The organism is Wenzhouxiangella sp. YN9 (genome assembly GCF_056324165.1).
Map to the genome: position 1 here is coordinate 57,650 of NZ_JBJNIP010000110.1, position 18,149 is coordinate 75,798.

Annotated in this window: 16 protein-coding genes; 14 read left to right on the forward strand and 2 right to left on the reverse strand. The window is 64.5% G+C overall.

The window, feature by feature from the left end; translation table 11 throughout:
* Nucleotides 1–61: 61 nt before the first annotated feature.
* The 4 genes from ACEWQ0_RS10845 (at nucleotide 62) to ACEWQ0_RS10860 (ending at nucleotide 5,558) form a co-directional block, all read left to right on the forward strand.
* On the forward strand, nucleotides 62–1,801 hold the full coding sequence (locus ACEWQ0_RS10845) for a dipeptidyl-peptidase 3 family protein (RefSeq protein WP_476485343.1): 1,740 nt from the start codon (nucleotides 62–64) through the stop codon (nucleotides 1,799–1,801).
* A 102-nt stretch (nucleotides 1,802–1,903) separates the two neighbouring features.
* Nucleotides 1,904–3,832, forward strand: coding sequence for a molecular chaperone HtpG (htpG, locus tag ACEWQ0_RS10850; RefSeq protein WP_476485344.1), 1,929 nt, complete (start codon nucleotides 1,904–1,906; stop codon nucleotides 3,830–3,832).
* A 94-nt stretch (nucleotides 3,833–3,926) separates the two neighbouring features.
* Nucleotides 3,927–4,310, forward strand: a complete 384-nt coding sequence (locus ACEWQ0_RS10855) for an RNA-binding S4 domain-containing protein (RefSeq protein ID WP_476483570.1) — start codon at nucleotides 3,927–3,929, stop codon at nucleotides 4,308–4,310.
* 42 nt (nucleotides 4,311–4,352) lie between these two features.
* A complete protein-coding gene (locus ACEWQ0_RS10860; protein ID WP_476485345.1) occupies nucleotides 4,353–5,558 on the forward strand; it encodes an MFS transporter in 1,206 nt (401 codons plus the stop codon).
* Nucleotides 5,559–5,656: 98 nt separating this feature from the next.
* On the opposite strand, the gene ACEWQ0_RS10865 is transcribed toward ACEWQ0_RS10860, so the two are convergent.
* Together ACEWQ0_RS10865 and ACEWQ0_RS10870 are read right to left on the reverse strand one after the other, a co-directional pair.
* The gene (locus ACEWQ0_RS10865) at nucleotides 5,657–6,121 is read right to left on the reverse strand and encodes an FKBP-type peptidyl-prolyl cis-trans isomerase (protein WP_476483572.1); all 465 of its coding nucleotides are present in this window, start codon (nucleotides 6,119–6,121) and stop codon (nucleotides 5,657–5,659) included.
* 83 nt (nucleotides 6,122–6,204) lie between these two features.
* Entirely contained in the window at nucleotides 6,205–7,872 is a 1,668-nt protein-coding gene (locus ACEWQ0_RS10870; protein WP_476483573.1) for an acyl-CoA dehydrogenase family protein, read from the reverse strand.
* Between the two features lie 73 nt (nucleotides 7,873–7,945).
* Here ACEWQ0_RS10870 and ACEWQ0_RS10875 point away from each other — a divergent pair, with 73 nt between their 5' ends.
* From ACEWQ0_RS10875 to ACEWQ0_RS10920, 10 genes are all read left to right on the forward strand, one after another.
* On the forward strand, nucleotides 7,946–8,410 hold the full coding sequence (locus ACEWQ0_RS10875) for an RrF2 family transcriptional regulator (RefSeq protein ID WP_476485346.1): 465 nt from the start codon (nucleotides 7,946–7,948) through the stop codon (nucleotides 8,408–8,410).
* Nucleotides 8,411–8,521: 111 nt separating this feature from the next.
* A complete protein-coding gene (locus tag ACEWQ0_RS10880; protein WP_476483575.1) occupies nucleotides 8,522–9,832 on the forward strand; it encodes an N-acetylmuramoyl-L-alanine amidase in 1,311 nt (436 codons plus the stop codon).
* A 197-nt stretch (nucleotides 9,833–10,029) separates the two neighbouring features.
* Complete coding sequence (gene mutL, locus ACEWQ0_RS10885; RefSeq protein ID WP_476485347.1) at nucleotides 10,030–11,793, forward strand: DNA mismatch repair endonuclease MutL; 1,764 nt, start codon at nucleotides 10,030–10,032, stop codon at nucleotides 11,791–11,793.
* Between the two features lie 40 nt (nucleotides 11,794–11,833).
* Nucleotides 11,834–12,760 carry a tRNA (adenosine(37)-N6)-dimethylallyltransferase MiaA gene (gene miaA / locus ACEWQ0_RS10890; protein ID WP_476483657.1) on the forward strand — a complete coding sequence of 309 codons (927 nt, stop codon included), beginning with the start codon at nucleotides 11,834–11,836 and terminating at the stop codon, nucleotides 12,758–12,760.
* 98 nt (nucleotides 12,761–12,858) lie between these two features.
* The gene (gene hfq, locus ACEWQ0_RS10895) at nucleotides 12,859–13,098 is read left to right on the forward strand and encodes an RNA chaperone Hfq (RefSeq protein WP_476483577.1); all 240 of its coding nucleotides are present in this window, start codon (nucleotides 12,859–12,861) and stop codon (nucleotides 13,096–13,098) included.
* A gap of 44 nt (nucleotides 13,099–13,142) precedes the next feature.
* Entirely contained in the window at nucleotides 13,143–14,402 is a 1,260-nt protein-coding gene (gene hflX, locus ACEWQ0_RS10900; RefSeq protein WP_476483578.1) for a ribosome rescue GTPase HflX, read from the forward strand.
* 105 nt (nucleotides 14,403–14,507) lie between these two features.
* Complete coding sequence (gene hflK, locus ACEWQ0_RS10905; protein ID WP_476483579.1) at nucleotides 14,508–15,674, forward strand: FtsH protease activity modulator HflK; 1,167 nt, start codon at nucleotides 14,508–14,510, stop codon at nucleotides 15,672–15,674.
* A 1-nt stretch (nucleotide 15,675) separates the two neighbouring features.
* Nucleotides 15,676–16,533, forward strand: coding sequence for a protease modulator HflC (gene hflC, locus ACEWQ0_RS10910; protein ID WP_476483580.1), 858 nt, complete (start codon nucleotides 15,676–15,678; stop codon nucleotides 16,531–16,533).
* Nucleotides 16,534–16,535: 2 nt separating this feature from the next.
* Nucleotides 16,536–16,721, forward strand: coding sequence for a DUF2065 domain-containing protein (locus ACEWQ0_RS10915; RefSeq protein WP_476483581.1), 186 nt, complete (start codon nucleotides 16,536–16,538; stop codon nucleotides 16,719–16,721).
* A 23-nt stretch (nucleotides 16,722–16,744) separates the two neighbouring features.
* Complete coding sequence (locus tag ACEWQ0_RS10920; RefSeq protein ID WP_476483582.1) at nucleotides 16,745–18,031, forward strand: adenylosuccinate synthase; 1,287 nt, start codon at nucleotides 16,745–16,747, stop codon at nucleotides 18,029–18,031.
* Nucleotides 18,032–18,149: the final 118 nt, after the last annotated feature.

Here is an 18,149-nt window from a genome sequence, read left to right on the forward strand (position 1 = left end):
GACTGGCCCGACCGTTACAATTCGAGCTGTCTGCCAACATCGTGTCAAGGGAGTCCGGGTCATGAACAAGCTGATTTTGGTGCTGCTGTCGTGCCTTTTTCTGATTGCCTGCGGTGGCGCCGAGGAACCCGGCGCCGGCCCGTCAGACGGCACCGGTGACGAGCGGGCCGCTCAGGCCCCCTCGGGTGTTACCGCCCCCGAGAAATCCGGAATATCCGAAAAGTCCGAAGCATCGGGACCCCCCGGGGCCGTCGCCGAACCGCGGCCGGAAATCTATTCCGAATTCACCCTCACGGCCGACCTGAGTCACCTCAGCGCTGATCAGCGGGCAATGGTGGCGGTGCTGATCGATGCCAGCCGGATCATGGACGAGCTTTTCTGGCGCCAGGCCTTCGGCAACCGCAACGCCCTGTTCGAGCAGGTCGAAGGCAGGGCCGCGCGGGAGTTTGCTCGTATCAACTACGGTCCCTGGGACCGTCTGGCCGGTAACCGGCCGTTCATTCCGGGTTACGGGCCCAAGCCCCCGGGAGCCAACTTCTACCCGACCGACATGACCGACACCGAGTTCGACGCGCTCAATGATCGCCGCAAGGATGATCTCTACAGCCTGATCCGGCGCGACGATGCCGGCGCGCTGGTCGTCAAACCCTATAACGAGGCCTATGCCGAGCGCCTGGATGACGCCGCGACACTGCTCGAACGGGCCGCAGAGCTGGCCGAAAACGACAGCTTCAAGCGTTACCTGGAGCTGCGCGCCGATGCCCTGCGCACCAATCGCTACCGGCCCTCCGACCTGGCCTGGATGGAGGTTGCCGACAACCGGATCGATTTGATCTACGGCCCGATCGAAACCTACGAGGATCAGCGCTATGGCTACAAGGCCGCCTTCGAGGCGTATGTGCTGATCAAGGACCTGGCGTGGAGTGAGCGCCTGGCCCGCTTCGCCGGGTTTCTGCCCGAGCTGCAGCGCCAGCTGCCCGTGCCCGCCGCTTACAAGGCCGAGCAGCCCGGCAGTGAGGCCGAGCTCAATGCCTACGACGTGGTCTACTACGCTGGTGACTCGAACGCCGGCTCCAAGACCATCGCCGTCAACCTGCCCAACGACGAGGAGGTGCAGCTGGCCCGGGGCACGCGCCGCCTGCAGCTGAAGAACGCCATGCGTGCCAAGTATGACCGCATCCTGCGGCCGATTGCCGAGGTGGTCATTGCCGCTGAGCAGCGCCAGCATGTCACCTTCGACGCGTTTTTCGGCAACACCATGTTCCACGAGGTAGCCCACGGTCTCGGCATCAAGAACCTGGTCGAGGGCGAAGGTGCCGTGCGTTCGGCGCTCCGGGAGCACGCCAGTCCGCACGAGGAGGGCAAAGCCGATGTCCTCGGGCTCTACATGGTGCGCGAGCTCCACGAGGCCGGGGAAATTGACGGTGAAATCATGGATTATTACGTCACTTTTCTGGCTTCGATCTTCCGCTCGGTTCGTTTCGGTGCCTCCAGCGCCCATGGTCGCGCCAACATGATGCGGTTCAACTACTTTGCTGATTTCGGCGCTTTCGAGCGCGACGACAGCGGCCATTATCGCGTGGTGGCCGAGCGCTTCAGCGAGGCCATCGACGCCCTCTCGCGAGAGATTCTGGTCATGCAGGGTGACGGCAATTACGCCAAGGCCGGCGACATGCTCGATGAGCTGGGCGTGATTGGCGCCGAACTGCAGTCCGATCTGGATCGCATTGATGAGGCGGGCATTCCCGTGGACGTGGTCTTCAGGCAGGGCAAGGACGTGCTGGGCCTGGATGCGCCGTGACGATTGCCGCCAAGGAGGCCTCGGCAGCAATCTGGCGGACTTGAAACCGGTCGTGTTCGTGCCCACTTCGAAAGGCAGTTGAACAACTGTCCCGAAAAGGTCATGACTGAAGTAAACGCCCCTGAAACCCGTCGTTTCGACACCGAGGTGCATCAGCTGCTCAAGCTGATGATCAACGCGCTGTATTCCAACCGCGAGATCTTTCTCCGGGAGCTGATTTCCAACGCTTCCGATGCCAGCGACAAGCTGCGCTTCGAGGCGCTGACCAGCGAAGCCCTCAAGGGCCTGGATCAGGATCTGGCCATCGATGTGCGCTTCGATGAGGCTGCGGGCACGCTGACGGTTGCCGACCGCGGCATCGGCATGAACCGCGAGGAAGTCATCGCCAACCTCGGCACCATTGCCCGCTCCGGAACCAAACAGTTCCTGGAGTCGCTTTCGGGCGACAAGCAGCAGGATGCGGCGCTGATCGGTCAGTTCGGCGTCGGCTTCTACTCGGCTTTCATCGTCGCCTCGGAGGTCACCGTCGAGAGCCGGCGCGCCGACGAACCGGCCGACCATGGCGTGCGCTGGACCTCGACGGGCGACGGCGAATACCAGCTCGAGTCGATCGAGCGAGACGCACAGGGCACCACGATCACCCTGACCCTGCGCGATGAGCACAAGGACCTGCTGTCCGAGTGGCAGCTCAAGCGCATCATCCGTCATTATTCCAACCACATCGCCTTTCCGATCCGGCTGAGCGCCGCCGGGGAGGACGAACAGGTGCCCGCCACCGTCAACGACTCCAAGGCGTTGTGGGCGCGCAGCCGGGCAGAGCTTTCGGATGAAGACTATCAGGAGTTCTATACCAGCCTGACCGGCGACGAGGAAAAGCCCCTGAGCTGGGCCCATCACCACGTCGAGGGCAGCCAGCGCTACAGCATGCTGCTGTATCTGCCGTCGCAGGCGCCGTTCGACATGCTGGTCAATCGCGATGAAAGAGAGGGCGTCAAACTCTACATTCAGCGAGTCTTCATCATGGACGCGGCCGAGCAGGTCGTGCCGCGTTATCTGCGTTTCATGCGTGGAGTGATCGACTCGGCCGATCTGCCGCTCAACATCTCGCGAGAGATCCTGCAGGACGATCCGCTGATACGGAAGATTCGGGCGACGGTCGTCAAGCGCTCGCTCGACCTGATCGAAAAGCTGGCGAAAGAAGGCGGCGAAGCCTGGGAGAAGTTCTGGCACGCCTTCGGCAGCGTGCTCAAGGAGGGGGTGATCGAAGATTTCGAGCAGCGCGAGCGCATCGCCTCGTTGCTGCGTTTTGCCTCGAGCAAGAGCGACGACGAATCAGTGGGGCTCGACACCTATATCGAGCGCATGGCCGCGGACGATGACAGCGACCGCAGCGGCGATGACGACAGCGGTGGTGATGGCAGTCAGGGCACGATCTGGTTTCTGACCGCCGACAGCCTGAAGGTGGCGAGAAGCTCGCCGCATCTGGAAGCCTTCCGCAAGCGCGGAATCGAGGTTCTGCTGCTGACCGATCGCATCGACGAGTGGCTGGTGGCGCACCTGCACGAGTACAAGGGCAGGCAGCTCAAGTCCGCGGCCAGCGGGCAGCTTGATCTGGGCGACGATCAGGCCGAGCCCGACGAGTCGGCGCAGGCGCTGGCCGGGCGCATCAAGAAGGCGCTCGGCGAGCAGGTCGGCAACGTGCGCGCCGGCAGCCGTCTGACGGATTCTCCGGGCTGCATCGTGGGTGACGATGACGCGATGAGTCTGCAGATGCAGAAAATGCTGCGTCAGGCCGGCCAGGAAGTGCCCGAGAGCAAGCCTGATCTGGAAATCAACGCCGATCATCCGCTGTTGCAAGCCATGGCCGCCGAAAGCGGCGAGGCGCGCTTCAGCGAGCTCTCGCAGTTGTTGTTCGACCAGGCCCTGCTGGCTGAAGGCGGTGAGCTGGCCGACCCGGCTGCTTATGTCAGTCGGGTCAACGCCCTGTTGGTCAGTGCCCTCAGTGGCGCTGACGGTGGCTCGAAGTCGTAGGTTTGCGTTGTATTGTCGTCGGATGAGTTCCTGATCTTCGTGGCCCTGGTGGTGTCATCAAAGCCCGCAAAAGGCGGAGCGCGGCTGTTGTCCGATGAGTGAGGCCGTTCGGCTCGATAAATGGCTGTGGGCGTCGCGTTTTTTCAAGACGCGTGGCGTTGCTCAGCAGGCGATCAAGGGCGGCAAGGTCGAGATCAACGGTGCCTCGCCGAAGGCTTCGCGCCTGGTGCGCCACGGCGATCGTCTGCGCGTGACCAAGGGCGAGGTGCGCTTCGAGGTCGTGGTGGAACAGCTGGGCGAAAAGCGCGTGTCCGCGCCGTTGGCCCGGGCCATGTACAGCGAAACCGACGCCAGCCGGCAGGCGCGTGAGCGCCTGGCCGAGGAGCGCCGATTGAATGCTGCCGCGGGTATCTCGCCCGCGCGCCGGCCCGACAAGCGCGAGCGGCGTCAGCTGCGCAGGTTCAACCGCGGCGAGTGAATGCCCTCGCGCCATCGCGAAGCCGGGCTGAAAGGCTCTCGCATGTCTGATAAGCGCCACCGCGGCATGCCGCCAGCCGGTCGCTTCGCCCTTCTGGCGGCCCTGTGTTCTTCTTTCGGCCAGACCTTCTATATCGGCTTGTTCGGCGCAGACTTCCGCGCCGAGTTCGGCTTGAGCGAGTCGCTTCTGGGAACGCTCTACGGTACCGCGACGTTGATCAGCGGCTTGAGCATGTTCTGGCTGGGCACCATTGCCGATCGGCTGGCAATGCGCCATGCGATCGCTCTGACCATGGCCGGCCTGGCCGCGGGCGCTGCCCTGGTCGGGTTGACCCCGGGCGTGGCCGGCCTGTTCATCGGCCTGTTCCTGCTGCGTCTGACCGGGCAGGGCCTGGCCGGGCACCTGGCCGTCGTTGCGGCCGGTCGCTATGCAGTCGCGCGGCGCGGGCGCGCCGTGGCCATGGCTACCTACGGGTTCATTCTGGGCGAGGCGCTGCTGCCGCCGGGCGTGGCCGCAGCCATGGGCTGGCTCGGCTGGCGCGAGATCTGGGGCGTTGCGGCGGCCGGAATTGCCCTGCTGGCGCTGCCGGCACTGGCAGGGCTGGCGCGCCCGCTGATCGGCGAAGGGGCCGCCGAGAGCGCCGCCACCGACGCCATCGACCATTCGGTGCAGTCGCGCCGGAGCCTGCTGGTCAACGGCCGATTCCTGCGGGTGCTCAGCGTCGCTCTGGTCTCGCCGCTGGTGGTCACGGCGCTGTTCCTGCACCAGGGAACCCTGGCGGAACGGCTTGGCTGGTCGCTGAGCTCGGTCGCGTCGGGTTTCGTGCTGTTTGCCGCCATGCAGGGCCTGGCGGCTTTCGCCGGCGGACGTCTGGTCGATCGCTTCAGCGCGCGGGCGCTGCTGCGTTTCTATCTTCTGCCCCTGGGCATCGGGGTGCTGGCGCTGGGAATTCTGCCGCCGGCCACGGCGATGTGGATCATGTTTGCCGGTCTCGGTCTGACGGCCGGGGTCAACGGCGTGGTCTGTGGGGCCGTCTGGGTCGAGCTGTTCGGTTCCGCGCGCCTGGGGATGATTCGCGGCGTCTATGCGGCGTTGATGGTGGTCTCGACCGCGATCGGGCCGATCGTGCTCGGCCTGGCTTTCGAGGCCGGGATCAGCCAGCGCATGATGGGCGTGGTCGTGATGGCCTGGGTCCTGGTCATACCGGCGCTGCTGGTACCGCGGGTGAGCCATTCACGTCGCCGTTGACGCCTGGTGATCCCGTGGATGCCCGCTCACCCTGGCGGCCATGAAAAAGGGCCTCGCGAGGGAGGCCCATATCTGGTTTTGTATCGAGTCGGTGGCGATCAGGCCGCGACGGTACCCTGGGAGACCTCTTCTTCGGTGGCCTCGCGCACGCCCTTGATGGCCACCTTGAAGTTGAGCACCTGGCCGGCGAGCATGTGGTTGCCGTCGACCGTAACCGTTTCATCGCCCACTTCCTTGACGGTGACCGTCATCGGGCCAGCATTGGATTCGGCGCGGAAGGTCATGCCTGGCTCGACGGTGTCAACGCCGTCAAAGGCCTCTTTGGGAACGTCCTGAACCAGCTCGTCGCGGTACGGGCCGTAGCCTTCTTCGGGCTGGACTGCCACTTCCAGTTCCTCACCTTCGCTCTTGCCCTCGATCGCCTTTTCCAGGCCGGGGATGATGTTCTGGTGGCCGTGCAGATATTGCAGCGGCTCGCGCTCTTCGGAGCTGTCGATGACCTGGCCATCGTCTCCGGTCAGGGTGTAGTCAATGCTGACAACGGTATTGTTGGCGATTTGCATGTTGAACCTGCTTGCTTAAATCAGTGAACAAATTAACATGGAGCAGGGGTTCGCCGCTTTCAACCGGTCGTGTCTGCCGGCAGTCATAGCGGAAATGTGCGCTCGACGATGGCCGCCGAATCGATGTCTGCAGGCAGGCCGCCGTACATGCCGGTGTCTTGTTGCGCCAGGCGCGCTTGACAAAATGCTTCGGCCAGCGGGCTTTCGGCATCGATCAGGGTGGCCGCCTGCAGTGCCAACGCCAGATCTTCGGTAAGCCTCCGCGCCTGTTGTGGCGCCTCTTCGGGGCGGCTCAGCAGCTGCTTTGCATCGTCAATTCGCCACGCAATGCCGGCATGGGCGCCGCGTCGGCGCTCGAGATGGCGCAGCAGGGCCTCCATCGAGCCCGGGTCTCGCTGCGTGGCGCGCAGCACGTCCAGGCACTGAACGTTGCCGGAGCCTTCCCAGATGGCGTTGACCGGCGCTTCGCGGTAGAGCCGCGGCAGGATGCTTTCTTCCACATAACCCGCGCCACCCAGGCACTCCTGGGCTTCATTGATGGCGCCAACGGCGCGCTTGCACACCCAGTACTTGGCCACCGGGGTGGCGATGCGCGCCAGTTTTTCGGCTTGTTCGTCACCCCTGGAGGCGCGTTCGAACTGCCCGGCCAGGAACATCGCCAGGCTCAGCGCGGCTTCCGACTCCAGCGACAGGTCGGCCAGTACGTTGCTCATCAGCGGCTGATCGATGAGCTGCTTGCCGAAGACCTGGCGGCCGCGCGCGTGCTCGATGGCCTCGACCACGGCCTTGTGGATCAGCGCAGCCGAGCCGATCACGCAGTCGAGCCGGGTTTCGGCCACCATGCGAATGATGGTGGGAACGCCGCGACCGGGTTCGCCGACCATGCGCGCCCGGGTGCCGGGGTATTCGATCTCGGCGGAGGCGTTCGAGCGGTTGCCGGGCTTGTCTTTCAGACGCATGATGTGAAAGGGATTGATGCTGCCGTCGGCGGCAAAGCGCGGCACCAGAAAACAGCTCAGCCCGTCATCGCAATGGGCGAGGGTGAGGAAGGCGTCCGACATCGGCGCCGAGCAGAACCATTTGTGGCCGATCAGCTCGTACTCTTGCCCCGGCCCCGGCGTGCCCAGCGCCCGGGCGCGCGTGGTGTTGGCGCGCACGTCCGAGCCGCCCTGTTTTTCGGTCATGGCCATGCCCAGGGTCACGCCACGTTTTCGGGCTGCGGGCAGAAAGCGCGGGTCATAGTCGGCGGCAAGCACGCGCGGCTCCCATTCGGCTGCCATTTCCGGCTGGGTTCGCAGCGCCGGTATGACGGCGTGCGTCATGGTGATGGGGCACATCGTGCCGGCCTCGAACTGGTTGTGCAGAAACATCATGGCCGAGCGCGCGATACGGGCCCCCGGCTGGCCTGTCCAGGTCAGGCTCGCCAGGCCATGCCTGAGCCCAAGCGCCATGATGTCGTGGTAGGCGGGGTGGTAATCGACCTGATCGATACGGTGGCCGAAGCGGTCGTGGGTGCGCAGCCGCGGGGTGAATTCGTTGGCGTCGAACCCCAGCGGGCCGATTCGGGTGGCAGCCAGCTTTCCGAACTCCTGCACCCGGTGTTCAAAGGCGCTGCCGCCTTCACGCGCCAGCGCCTCGCGCAACGCCGGATGGCGCGCGAAGGGGTCGTATTCGCCCAGCGGTTCGGGCTGGTTGAAGACTTCGTGGGTGACAAAGCGGGCCGGTCGGTGTTTGGCTGGATCGTGCGACATGCTGTCCTCATGCGTGCGCGCGCCGTGGAGTTCACTATACAAAAGCCGTGGGCCCGCGGGGTAGAATCACCGGATGAGACTGACCCAATACACTGACTATGCGCTGCGGGTGCTGATTTATCTGGGTCTGCACGCGACCGATGGTGCCGAGCACCGCTGCACGATCCGCGAGATTTCCGAAGCCTACGACATTTCGCGCAACCACCTGATGAAAGTGGTTCAGCACCTGGCCGCCGAGGGCTTTGTTCACTCGGTGCGCGGAGTGGGTGGCGGCCTGAGCCTGGCCGGCCGCCCCGACAGCCTCAATATCGGTCGCATCGTGCGCGCCATGGAGTCCGACTTCGAGCTGGTCGAGTGCATGCGCGCCGACAATCGTTGCGTGATTGCTCCGGCCTGCTCCTTGGCCGGCATGCTCGAGCAGGCGCAGGCGGCCTTCCTCGGCGTGCTCGATCAGTACTCGCTGGCCGATATCCTCACGCCCCCGCATCGCCGTGAACTGGCGCGCCTGCTCGATATCCGGCTTGAGGTGATTTGCTGACCCGGCGTCAAAGTAGGTTCTTGGAAGGCTCTACAAGCGCCGGATTTAGCTTGAAAAAAAATTTCTTTCAGTGCATGATTGCCTTGACTTTATGGGCCAACGGCAAAACCGATGCGCAAGCTGACAGTTCTGATCGCGATGGTGCTGCTGACCAGCTCGCTCGCTGCGGCGGCCGGCGAGGTGCGCAATCTGCGTGTCTGGGCGGGGCCTGACAATACCCGCGCTGTCCTCGATCTGGACCAGCGCGTTGACTATCGCCTGTTCACGCTCGACAACCCCTCGCGTGTGGTCATCGACATTGAAAATGTCGCTCTCGAGGATGCCCTGGAACTCGACGAGGAGCACAGCGGCGTCATCCGGCGGGTGCGCTACGGCGTGCGTAACGAGCGTGATCTGCGCGTCGTGCTCGATCTCGATGACAAGATCAGGCCGCAGAGCTTTCTGCTGGCACCGGCCAGCGAGTACGGGCACCGCCTGGTCGTTGATCTGTATCCGGAAAATGCCCAGTCCGCCGCCGAGCGGGTTCGTGAAGCCACTCAGACCGCCCTGGACGGTGAGCGCGACATGATCGTTGCCATCGACGCCGGCCACGGCGGTGAAGACCCGGGCGCCATCGGCCCGTCGGGCACGTATGAAAAAGACGTCACCCTGGCACTGGCGCGCGAGCTCAAGGAGCAGATCGACGACGAGCCGGGCATGCAGGCTGTGCTGATTCGCACCGGCGACTATTACGTTCCCCTCAAGGAGCGCTTTGCACGCGCGCGCAAGGCCAGCGCCGACCTGTTCTTGTCAATTCATGCCGATGCCTTTCGCGATCGCCGCGTGCGCGGCAGCTCGGTTTACGTGCTTTCGCGCAGCGGCGCGTCCAGCGAGGCCGCCCGCCTGCTGGCCAGAAGCGAGAACCGTGCTGACCTGATCGGCGGCGTCAAGCTCGATCGCGGCGACGACATGCTGTCTTCGGTGCTTCTCGACCTGTCGCAGAACGTGGCGATCGAATACAGCACGGAAGCAGCCGAGGTGATTCTGGGTGAGCTGGCGCGGGTGGGCAAGCAGCATCGCAAGCAGGTGGAGAGCGCCAATTTCGTTGTGCTGCGCTCCCCGGACGTGCCCAGTGTTCTGGTAGAGGTCGGCTTCATTTCCAATCCGCACGACGAGGCCAACCTGAAAAACGGCGCCCAGCAGCGCAAGCTGGCCGGGGCGATTGTCAACGGCGTTCGCCAGCACTTTTTCGAGACCGCGCCGCAGGGCACCTGGATTGCCGCCAACCGCGAGGGCAGTCGCCACATTGTCGAGCGTGGCGATACGCTCGGTGTGATTGCGCAGAAATACCGCACCAGTATCTCGCGCATTCGGCAGGCCAACAACATCAACGGCGATGTGATCCATCCGGGAGCAGTGCTGGTGATCCCGGCCGGCTCCTGATTCCATTTTCAGAGAAGTCTCCGAGAAAACTTTCGGGAAACCCCCAAGAGAAACTGGAGCCACGTAACACGCGGAACTGCGCGAAAAACTTGCCTCGGCCCTCGAGACGGGCAGGCGGGTTCGAATTCTGCCATTGTTTTGCCTTTTCCGAGTGAAGGCGCGCCATCCTGGCGGCCACAATCGGTAAACTGAGCGCCATGCCGGTTCGTAAGCTGCCTGTCCATCTTGTCAACCAGATCGCCGCCGGTGAGGTCATCGAGCGGCCTGCGTCCATCGTCAAGGAGCTGGTTGAGAACAGCCTCGATGCCGGCGCCCGGCGTATCCGCGTCGAGATCGAACGCGGTGGTGCCCGCCGCATTCGCGTCAGCGACGATGGCCGCGGCATTCCCCGCCAGGACCTGGCGCTGGCGCTGAGCGCCCACGCGACCAGCAAGATCGAGTCGCTCGAGGATCTCGAGGGCGTGGGCACGCTGGGGTTCCGCGGTGAAGCGCTGCCTTCCATTGCGTCGGTCTCACGCCTGCGGCTGGCCTCCAGGGTCATGGGCGCTGACAGCGGCTACGAGGTCGAGGCCGAGGGCGGGACGCTTTCGGAGCTGCGGCCGGCGGGCATGCCCGAGGGCACGGTGGTCGAGGTTCGCGATCTGTTCTACAACACGCCCGCGCGGCGTAAGTTCATGCGCACCGAACGCACCGAATTCGGTCATATCGACGATTTGCTCAAGCGCCTGGCGCTGGCGCGCATGGACGTGGCGCTGGACCTTGCGCACAACGGCCGGGTGGTGCGCAGCCTGGGCCCGGCCGTCGACGAGGCCGCGCGCAGCCGCCGGGTGGCGGCCGTCTGCGGCGATGGTTTCATGGCGCAGGCGATCGCGCTCGAACAGGCGCATGCCGGGCTGCAGCTGAGCGGCTGGATTGCCCGGCCGGGCTTTTCGCGCAGTCAGGCCGATCTGCAGTTCTTTTTCGTCAACGGGCGCCTGGTGCGTGATCGGCTGGTGGCGCACGCCGTGCGTCAGGCCTATCGCGACGTGCTCTTCAGCGGCCGCCATCCGGCCTTTGCGCTGATGCTCGAGCTCGATCCGCAGCGCGTTGATGTCAACGTCCACCCGCAAAAGCACGAGGTGCGCTTTCGCGATGGTCGCCTGGTCCACGATTTTCTGTTCAAGACCATTCACCACGCGCTGTCGGGTACGCACCCGGGCAGCGAGTCGGCGCAGACGGCGGCTGCTTCGCGGGCGCAGGTGGCCAGTCCCGAGCCGCCAGGGCTGCAGCAAGGAGGTGGCCAGGCCGGGCTGGGTCTGGCCGTGGCTGAAAGCGTTTCGCGCTACGCCGAGCTGGCCCGCGCGCCGCGGCCGCGAGATCAGGGCGGGCAGAGCGAGATTCCGCCCATGGGCTTTGCTGTTGCTCAGATTCACGGCGTATTCATTCTTGCCGAGAATGCCGACGGTCTGGTGGTGGTCGACATGCATGCCGCCCACGAGCGCATCGTTTACGAACAGCTCAAGCAGGCCTGGCGCGAAGAGCGCGTGCGCTCCCAGCAGCTGCTGGTGCCTGAAAGAATCGCCGTGTCCGAGCGCGAGGCGCAGGCGCTGGAGAGCCACATCGATGATCTTGCGCGGCTTGGCTTCGAGCTCGGTCTGGCCGGCCCCGAGGCGGTCATGATTCGCGCCGTGCCGGCCCTGCTTGCCCGTGCCGATGGACAAGGGCTGGTGCGTGACGTGCTGGCCGATCTGGTGGCGCTGGGGCAGAGTCAGCGGATCGACACCATGCTCGACGAGCTGCTGTCAACCATTGCCTGCCACGGCTCGGTCCGGGCCAATCGGCGCCTGAATATCGACGAGATGAACGCTCTGCTGCGCGACATGGAGCGCACCGAACGCTCGGATCAGTGCAATCATGGTCGTCCGACCTGGGTGCAGCTGGACATGCAGGCGCTCGATCGGCTCTTTCTGCGTGGGCAATAACGCGTTTTCTTTGCCCGCGCTGCCGCCGGCGATCTTCCTGATGGGGCCAACGGCTGCGGGCAAGACGGCCGCCGCCTTCGCGCTCCGGGATCGCTTGCCGGTCGAGCTTATCAGCGTTGACTCGGCGCAGGTCTATCGCGGCCTGGATATTGGTTCCGCCAAGCCCGACGACGCCACGCTGGCGCGCTACCCGCATGCCCTGATTGATATTCGCGAGCCGGAAGAAGCCTACTCGGCGGCCGACTTTGCCGCCGATGCGGCCGCCGAGATTCATCGTATTCATGCCGCCGGCCACTGGCCGGTACTTGTGGGCGGCACCATGCTCTACTACCGGGCGCTGCTCTATGGCCTTGACCCCATGCCGGCGGCCGACCCGGCGTTGCGCCACACGATCGCCGCCGAAGCGCGCGAGCGCGGCTGGCCGGCGCTGCACGCGGAACTGGCGCAGCACGACCCGGCCGCCGCGGCCGCGATTCGGCCTGCCGACAGCCAGCGTATTCAGCGGGCCACCGAGATTCTGCGCCTGACCGGCAAGGGCCCCAGCGCGTACCACGGGCACAACCGCCTGCCCCGAATGCGGGCGCTGCGCCTTGTTCTTGCGCCCCGTGATCGCCATATTCTTCATCAGCGCATCGAAAAACGCTTTCAGCAGATGCTCGCCCAGGGCCTGGTGGCAGAAGTCGAGCGTTTGCGGGAGCGGCCGGAATTGAGCGCGGCTCACGCCTCCATGAAGAGCGTGGGTTATCGTCAGGTCTGGTCGTTTCTCGATGGGGCCGGTCGCCTGGACGATTGCCGTCATGCGGCCGTGGCGGCAACCCGGCAGCTGGCCAAGCGGCAGCTGACGGCCCTGCGAAGAATGCCGGGCGCCCTCTGGCACGATTCGCTGCAAGAACGTACCATTGACTTGATTGTCAGGCAGGCAGGTGACTTTTTTGCACAGCCCCGCGCCGATCAGACCTTCGCTTGACCGCGCTGCGGTCGGATACGCGGCCTGGTGTCGATCCCGCAAGTGTCATGCCCGCAAGCATCAGCCGGGCCAAATAAGAACATCAAAGGAGAGTCACAATGTCCAAAGGTCAGTCGTTGCAGGACCCGTTCCTCAATGCGCTTCGGCGCGAGCGTGTCCCGGTTTCGGTTTTTCTCGTCAACGGCATCAAGCTCCAGGGGCAGATCGAGTCTTTTGATAACTTCGTGATTCTTCTCAGGAACTCGGTCAGTCAGATGATCTACAAGCACGCCATTTCCACCATCGTGCCCGCACGCAACGTGCACCTGGGTGATGCGGCGGAGGAAGAAAAGCCCTGATAGAGGATTTTGCCCCAGCCCTCGCCGGCGGCGCTTCCAGGGCCGTGCTGCTGCACCCGGTCCTCGGGCCCGGCCAGGGTGACGAGTCGCGCAGCGAGTTCCGCTTGCTGGCGCGCTCGGCCGGCCTCGAGGTGGTTGACGAGGTGCTCGCCCCGCGCGATGCGCCCGATCCCCGCTACCTGGTTGGCAGCGGCAAGGTCGAGGAGGTGCGCCAGACGGTGGCCGCCGGCGAAGCCGGGGTGGTGCTGGTCAATGCCCGGCTCAGTCCCGTGCAGGAGCGCAACCTGGCCCGCAGCCTCAAGTGCAACGTCCTCGACCGCACCACGCTGATTCTCGATATCTTTGCCCAGCGAGCGCGCTCGCATGAGGGCAAGCTGCAGGTCGAGCTGGCTCAGCTGCGCCACCTCTCCACCCGCCTGGTTCGCGGCTGGACCCACCTGGAGCGTCAGCGCGGGGGAATCGGCATGCGTGGCCCCGGCGAAACGCAGCTCGAAACCGACCGTCGCCTGCTGGGGAATCGCATTCGTCAGCTCAGCGTGCGGCTGGAGAAGGTGCAGCAGCGTCGCGAGCAGGGGCGGCGCGCGCGGCATCGCAGCGAGGTGCCGCTGGTAGCGCTGGTCGGCTACACCAACGCCGGCAAGTCGACGCTTTTCAATCACCTGACCTCGGGCGAGGTCATGGCCCGCGATCAGCTGTTTGCCACGCTTGACCCCACGGTGCGACGTATCGAGGGCCTGGCCGGTTCGGACGTACTGATGTCCGACACCGTCGGCTTCATCCGTGATCTGCCGCACGAGCTGATTGCCGCTTTCCGCTCCACGCTGGAAGAGACGCTCTCGGCCAGCCTGGTGGTACACGTCATTGATGCCGCCGACCCCGATCGGCTCCAGCAGCAGTCGGTGGTGGAAGAGGTGCTCAACGACATCGGCGCCGGCGACCTGCCCGTGCTGAAGGTCTTCAACAAGGTCGATCTGACCGATCGTGAAGCCGGCCTGGAGCGTGACGCTGATGGACGAGTCACGTCCGTCTGGGTATCTGCCGAGCACGATCACGGCCTCGATGACCTGGCCGTGGCGCTCGCCGAGCGCCTGGCCGAGGGACGGATCCGGCGCTGCATCCACGTGCCGGTCGAGGGGCAGCGCCTGCGCTCGCGCCTGTTTGATCTGGGCGCCGTGGTTGATGAGCACGTCGAGGACGATGGATCCAGCCGCCTTGAGGTTGATCTGGACCAGCGCGACGCCCGAAAACTGGCCCGCTTGAAGGGAAGTGACGGACAACTGGCCGAGCAACTCCTGTTAAACTAAACGATTGCGAGCGTCGGGCGCTGCGCGGTTTTCCGTGGTGGCTGCACGCAGTGCGCAGGCCGCCTGCCGATAACCCGATGCAAGAACGAACTCACGGAGAGATCAATGCCCTGGAATGAACCCGGACGCGGCGGTGGCGGCGGCGGTGGTCGCGATCCCTGGAAAGGGGGCAACGGCCAGCAGCCGCCCGATCTGGATGAAGTGTTTGCCAATGTGCAGCGACGCCTGAAGAAGATCATGGGCGGTGGCGGCAACGACGGCGGTCGCAAGGGCAGCCCGAGTGGTGGTTCCTTCGCGCCGATCATCGGCCTGGTGGTGCTGCTGCTGGTGATCTGGGCTGCGTGGAGCTCGGTGCACATCATCGATGAATCCGAGCGCGGCGTTGTTCTGCGCTTCGGCGAGTACAACCGAACGATCAACCCCGGCCTCAAGTTCACCTTGCCGCAGCCGATCGAGACCGTGCAGACGGTCAACGTCAGTCGGATGCGTTCGCTGGAGAACTCCACCCGCATGCTGACCGGCGATGAAAACCTCATCGATCTGGCGTACGCCGTTCAGTATCGGGCGCTGGATCCGGAAGACTTCCTCTTCAACGTTGCCCAGCCCGAGGCCTCGCTCGCCCATGCCGCTGACAGCGCCATCCGCGAGATCGTCGGCACCAACAACATGGATTTCATCCTCGAGATCGGCCGCGGGCAGATTGCGCTCGACACCCAGGCCCTGCTCGAGGAGATCCTGGCGCGTTATCAGCCCGGTATCGAGATCACGTCCTTCAACTTGCAGGAGGTGCGACCGCCGTCGCAGGTCCGCGAGGCTTTCGATGATGTCGTGCGGGCACGTGAGGACCAGATCCGCTTCGCCAACGAGGCCCAGGCCTACGCCAATCAGGTGGTGCCGGAGGCCCGTGGTCAGGCGGCTCGCATCACCCAGGAGTCGCAGGCTTACCGCGAGGCCAAGGTGGCCCAGGCCACCGGTGAGGCCGATCGTTTCTCCGCCTTGCTGGCCGAGTACGAGCAGGCGCCGGATGTGACTCGCGAACGCCTGTACATCGAGACTCTGGAGAAGGTCTTCGGTCGCTCCGCCAAGGTGCTGATGGACACCGAGTCGAGCAACAACATGTTCTACCTGCCGCTGGATCGCATTCGCGACGGCAACCCGGCGCTCAAGGCGCCGCCGATGCTCTCGCCACAGCAGCGTTCAGGGCAGAATTCGGGGCAGGGCGCGAGTCGAACGACCGATCCGCGCAGCCGTACCGGCAGGGAGGGTCGCTGAGATGAGAATTCTGATTCCTGTTGTTTTGATCGCCCTGCTGTTCGTTGGCATCAACAGCCTGTTCATCGTCAAGGAAACCGAGTTCGCGATTCGGTTCCGCCTCGGTGAAGTGGTGACCGATGACTATGAGCCTGGGCTGCACTGGAAGCTTCCGTTCATCAACAATATTCGCAAGTTCGATAACCGCCTGATGACCATGGACATGCGGCCCGAACAGATGAATACCGCCGAGCAGAAGTTCGTTGAAGTCGACTACTACGTGAAGTGGCGCATCATGAACCCGCGCGACTATTACGTGGCGACACGCGGTGATCAGGTCTTCACGCGCGCCCGCTTGTCCGAGCTCATCCGCAATGATCTGCGCGACGAGTTTGCCCAGCGCACGCTCAGCGAAGTGGTTTCCGAAGAACGCCGCGAGATGATGGAGAAGCTCGTGGTGCGGGCCGATCGACGTTTCGAGGACTACGGGATCGATGTCATCGACGTTCGCATCAAGCGCATCGAGCTGACCGAAGAGGTGCTCGCCTCGGTGTTTGACCGCATGGACACGCAGCGGACCGAGTACGCCAACGAGCTGCGCTCGCTGGGGCGGGAGCAGGCAGAGCGCATTCGCGCCGATGCCGATCGCCAGGTGCGCGTGTTGTTGGCCGAGGCCGAGCGTGATGCACAGCGACTGCGCGGTGAAGGCGATGCCGAGGCAACCGCCATTTATGCCGAAGCGTTCACTCAGAATGAGAAGTTCTACTCCTTCTGGCGCAGTCTCGAGGCCTACGAGCAGAGCATCGGCACGGAAAATGACATGATGCTGCTCGATACCCAGTCGGACTTCTTCCGCTACCTGGATAAACAGCAGCAATAACCATGTTTACAGAGCTGTTGATGGCCGGCGGCCTGGTGCTGATTATCGAAGGGCTGGGGCCGGCCATCAGCCCGTCGGGCTGGCGCAACCTGGTTGGCCAGGCCGCCCGGCTGCCCGATCGCAGCCTGCGTTCGGGCGGCGTGGTGCTGATCCTGCTTGGCGCGGTGATTTTTCACCTCGCCGGCTGACTCTCATATTTCGGGGATAAGCAATGTCTCGATCCGTCGTGATTCTCGGTACCCAGTGGGGCGACGAGGGCAAGGGCAAGATCGTCGATCTGCTCGCACATGAAGCCGACGCCGTGGTGCGTTTCCAGGGCGGCCACAACGCCGGCCATACGCTGGTGGTCGGAGGCGAAAAGACCGTCCTGCACGTCATTCCTTCCGGCGTGCTCACCGAGCGCGCCCGTTGCCTGATCGGCAACGGCGTGGTGGTTGCGCCGCATGCCCTGGTGGCCGAAATCCGCGGGCTGGAAGACAAGGGCATCGACGTGCGTTCGCGCTTGGGCATTTCGCCGGCCTGTCCCGCCATTCTTGGCTGCCACGAAGCCCTCGACCGCGCGCGCGAGAAATCGCGCGGCAAGAACGCCATCGGCACCACCGGCCGCGGCATCGGGCCGGCCTACGAAGACAAGGCCTCACGCCTGGGGCTGCGCCTGGCCGATCTGGCCGATCCGGCGCGGCTGGAGGAAAAGCTTGGCAGTGTGATCGACTACTACAACTTCCTGCTGACCCGCTACTACGATGCCGATCCGGTGGATGGCCACCGGATTGCCGACCAGGCCGCCGCCATGGGCGAAGAGCTCAAGCCGATGTTTACCGATGTCACCGGCGAGCTCCATGAGCTGCGGCGTCAGCACCGGTCGATTTTGTTCGAGGGCGCCCAGGGCAGCCTGCTCGATATCGATCATGGCACCTATCCGTTCGTGACCTCGTCGAACACCACCGTTGGCGGCGTGATGACCGGCACCGGCGTGGGCCCCGGCGACATCGACTACGTGCTTGGCGTGACCAAGGCCTACGCCACGCGCGTGGGTTCGGGGCCGTTTCCGACCGAGCTGCATGACGACGACGGCCGCCTGATGGCCGAGCGTGGCGTCGAGTTCGGCGCCACCACCGGCCGCGCGCGCCGCTGCGGCTGGCTCGATGCCGTCGCGCTCAAGCGTATGGTGCGCACCAACGGCGTGACCGGCCTTTGCATCACCAAGCTCGATGTGCTCGACACTTTTGATCGCGTACGTATCTGCGTTGACTATGACGGCGTCGATGGATTCCCGGTCGGCGCTGAAGAATGGGAGCGCGCCGCGCCGGTCTACGAAGACCTGCCCGGCTGGGACGGCTCGACCCAGGGACTGACCGATCCCGACAAGCTGCCGCCGGAAGCGCGCGCCTATCTTGATCGCCTGGAAGAGCTGATCGAGGCGCCGGTGCACATGCTCTCGACCGGGCCCGAACGCGATGCCAATGTCATTCTCAGGCATCCCTTCGAAGCTGATTGAAGCGCCGAGGGGCCAGGATTCGAAATGCGAAATCTCGAATACGAAACAAACCCGAAACACGAAATTCGAAACGCGCTCGTGAACAGGGCGGTGTAGAGAGCCATTTCAGCACGACGTA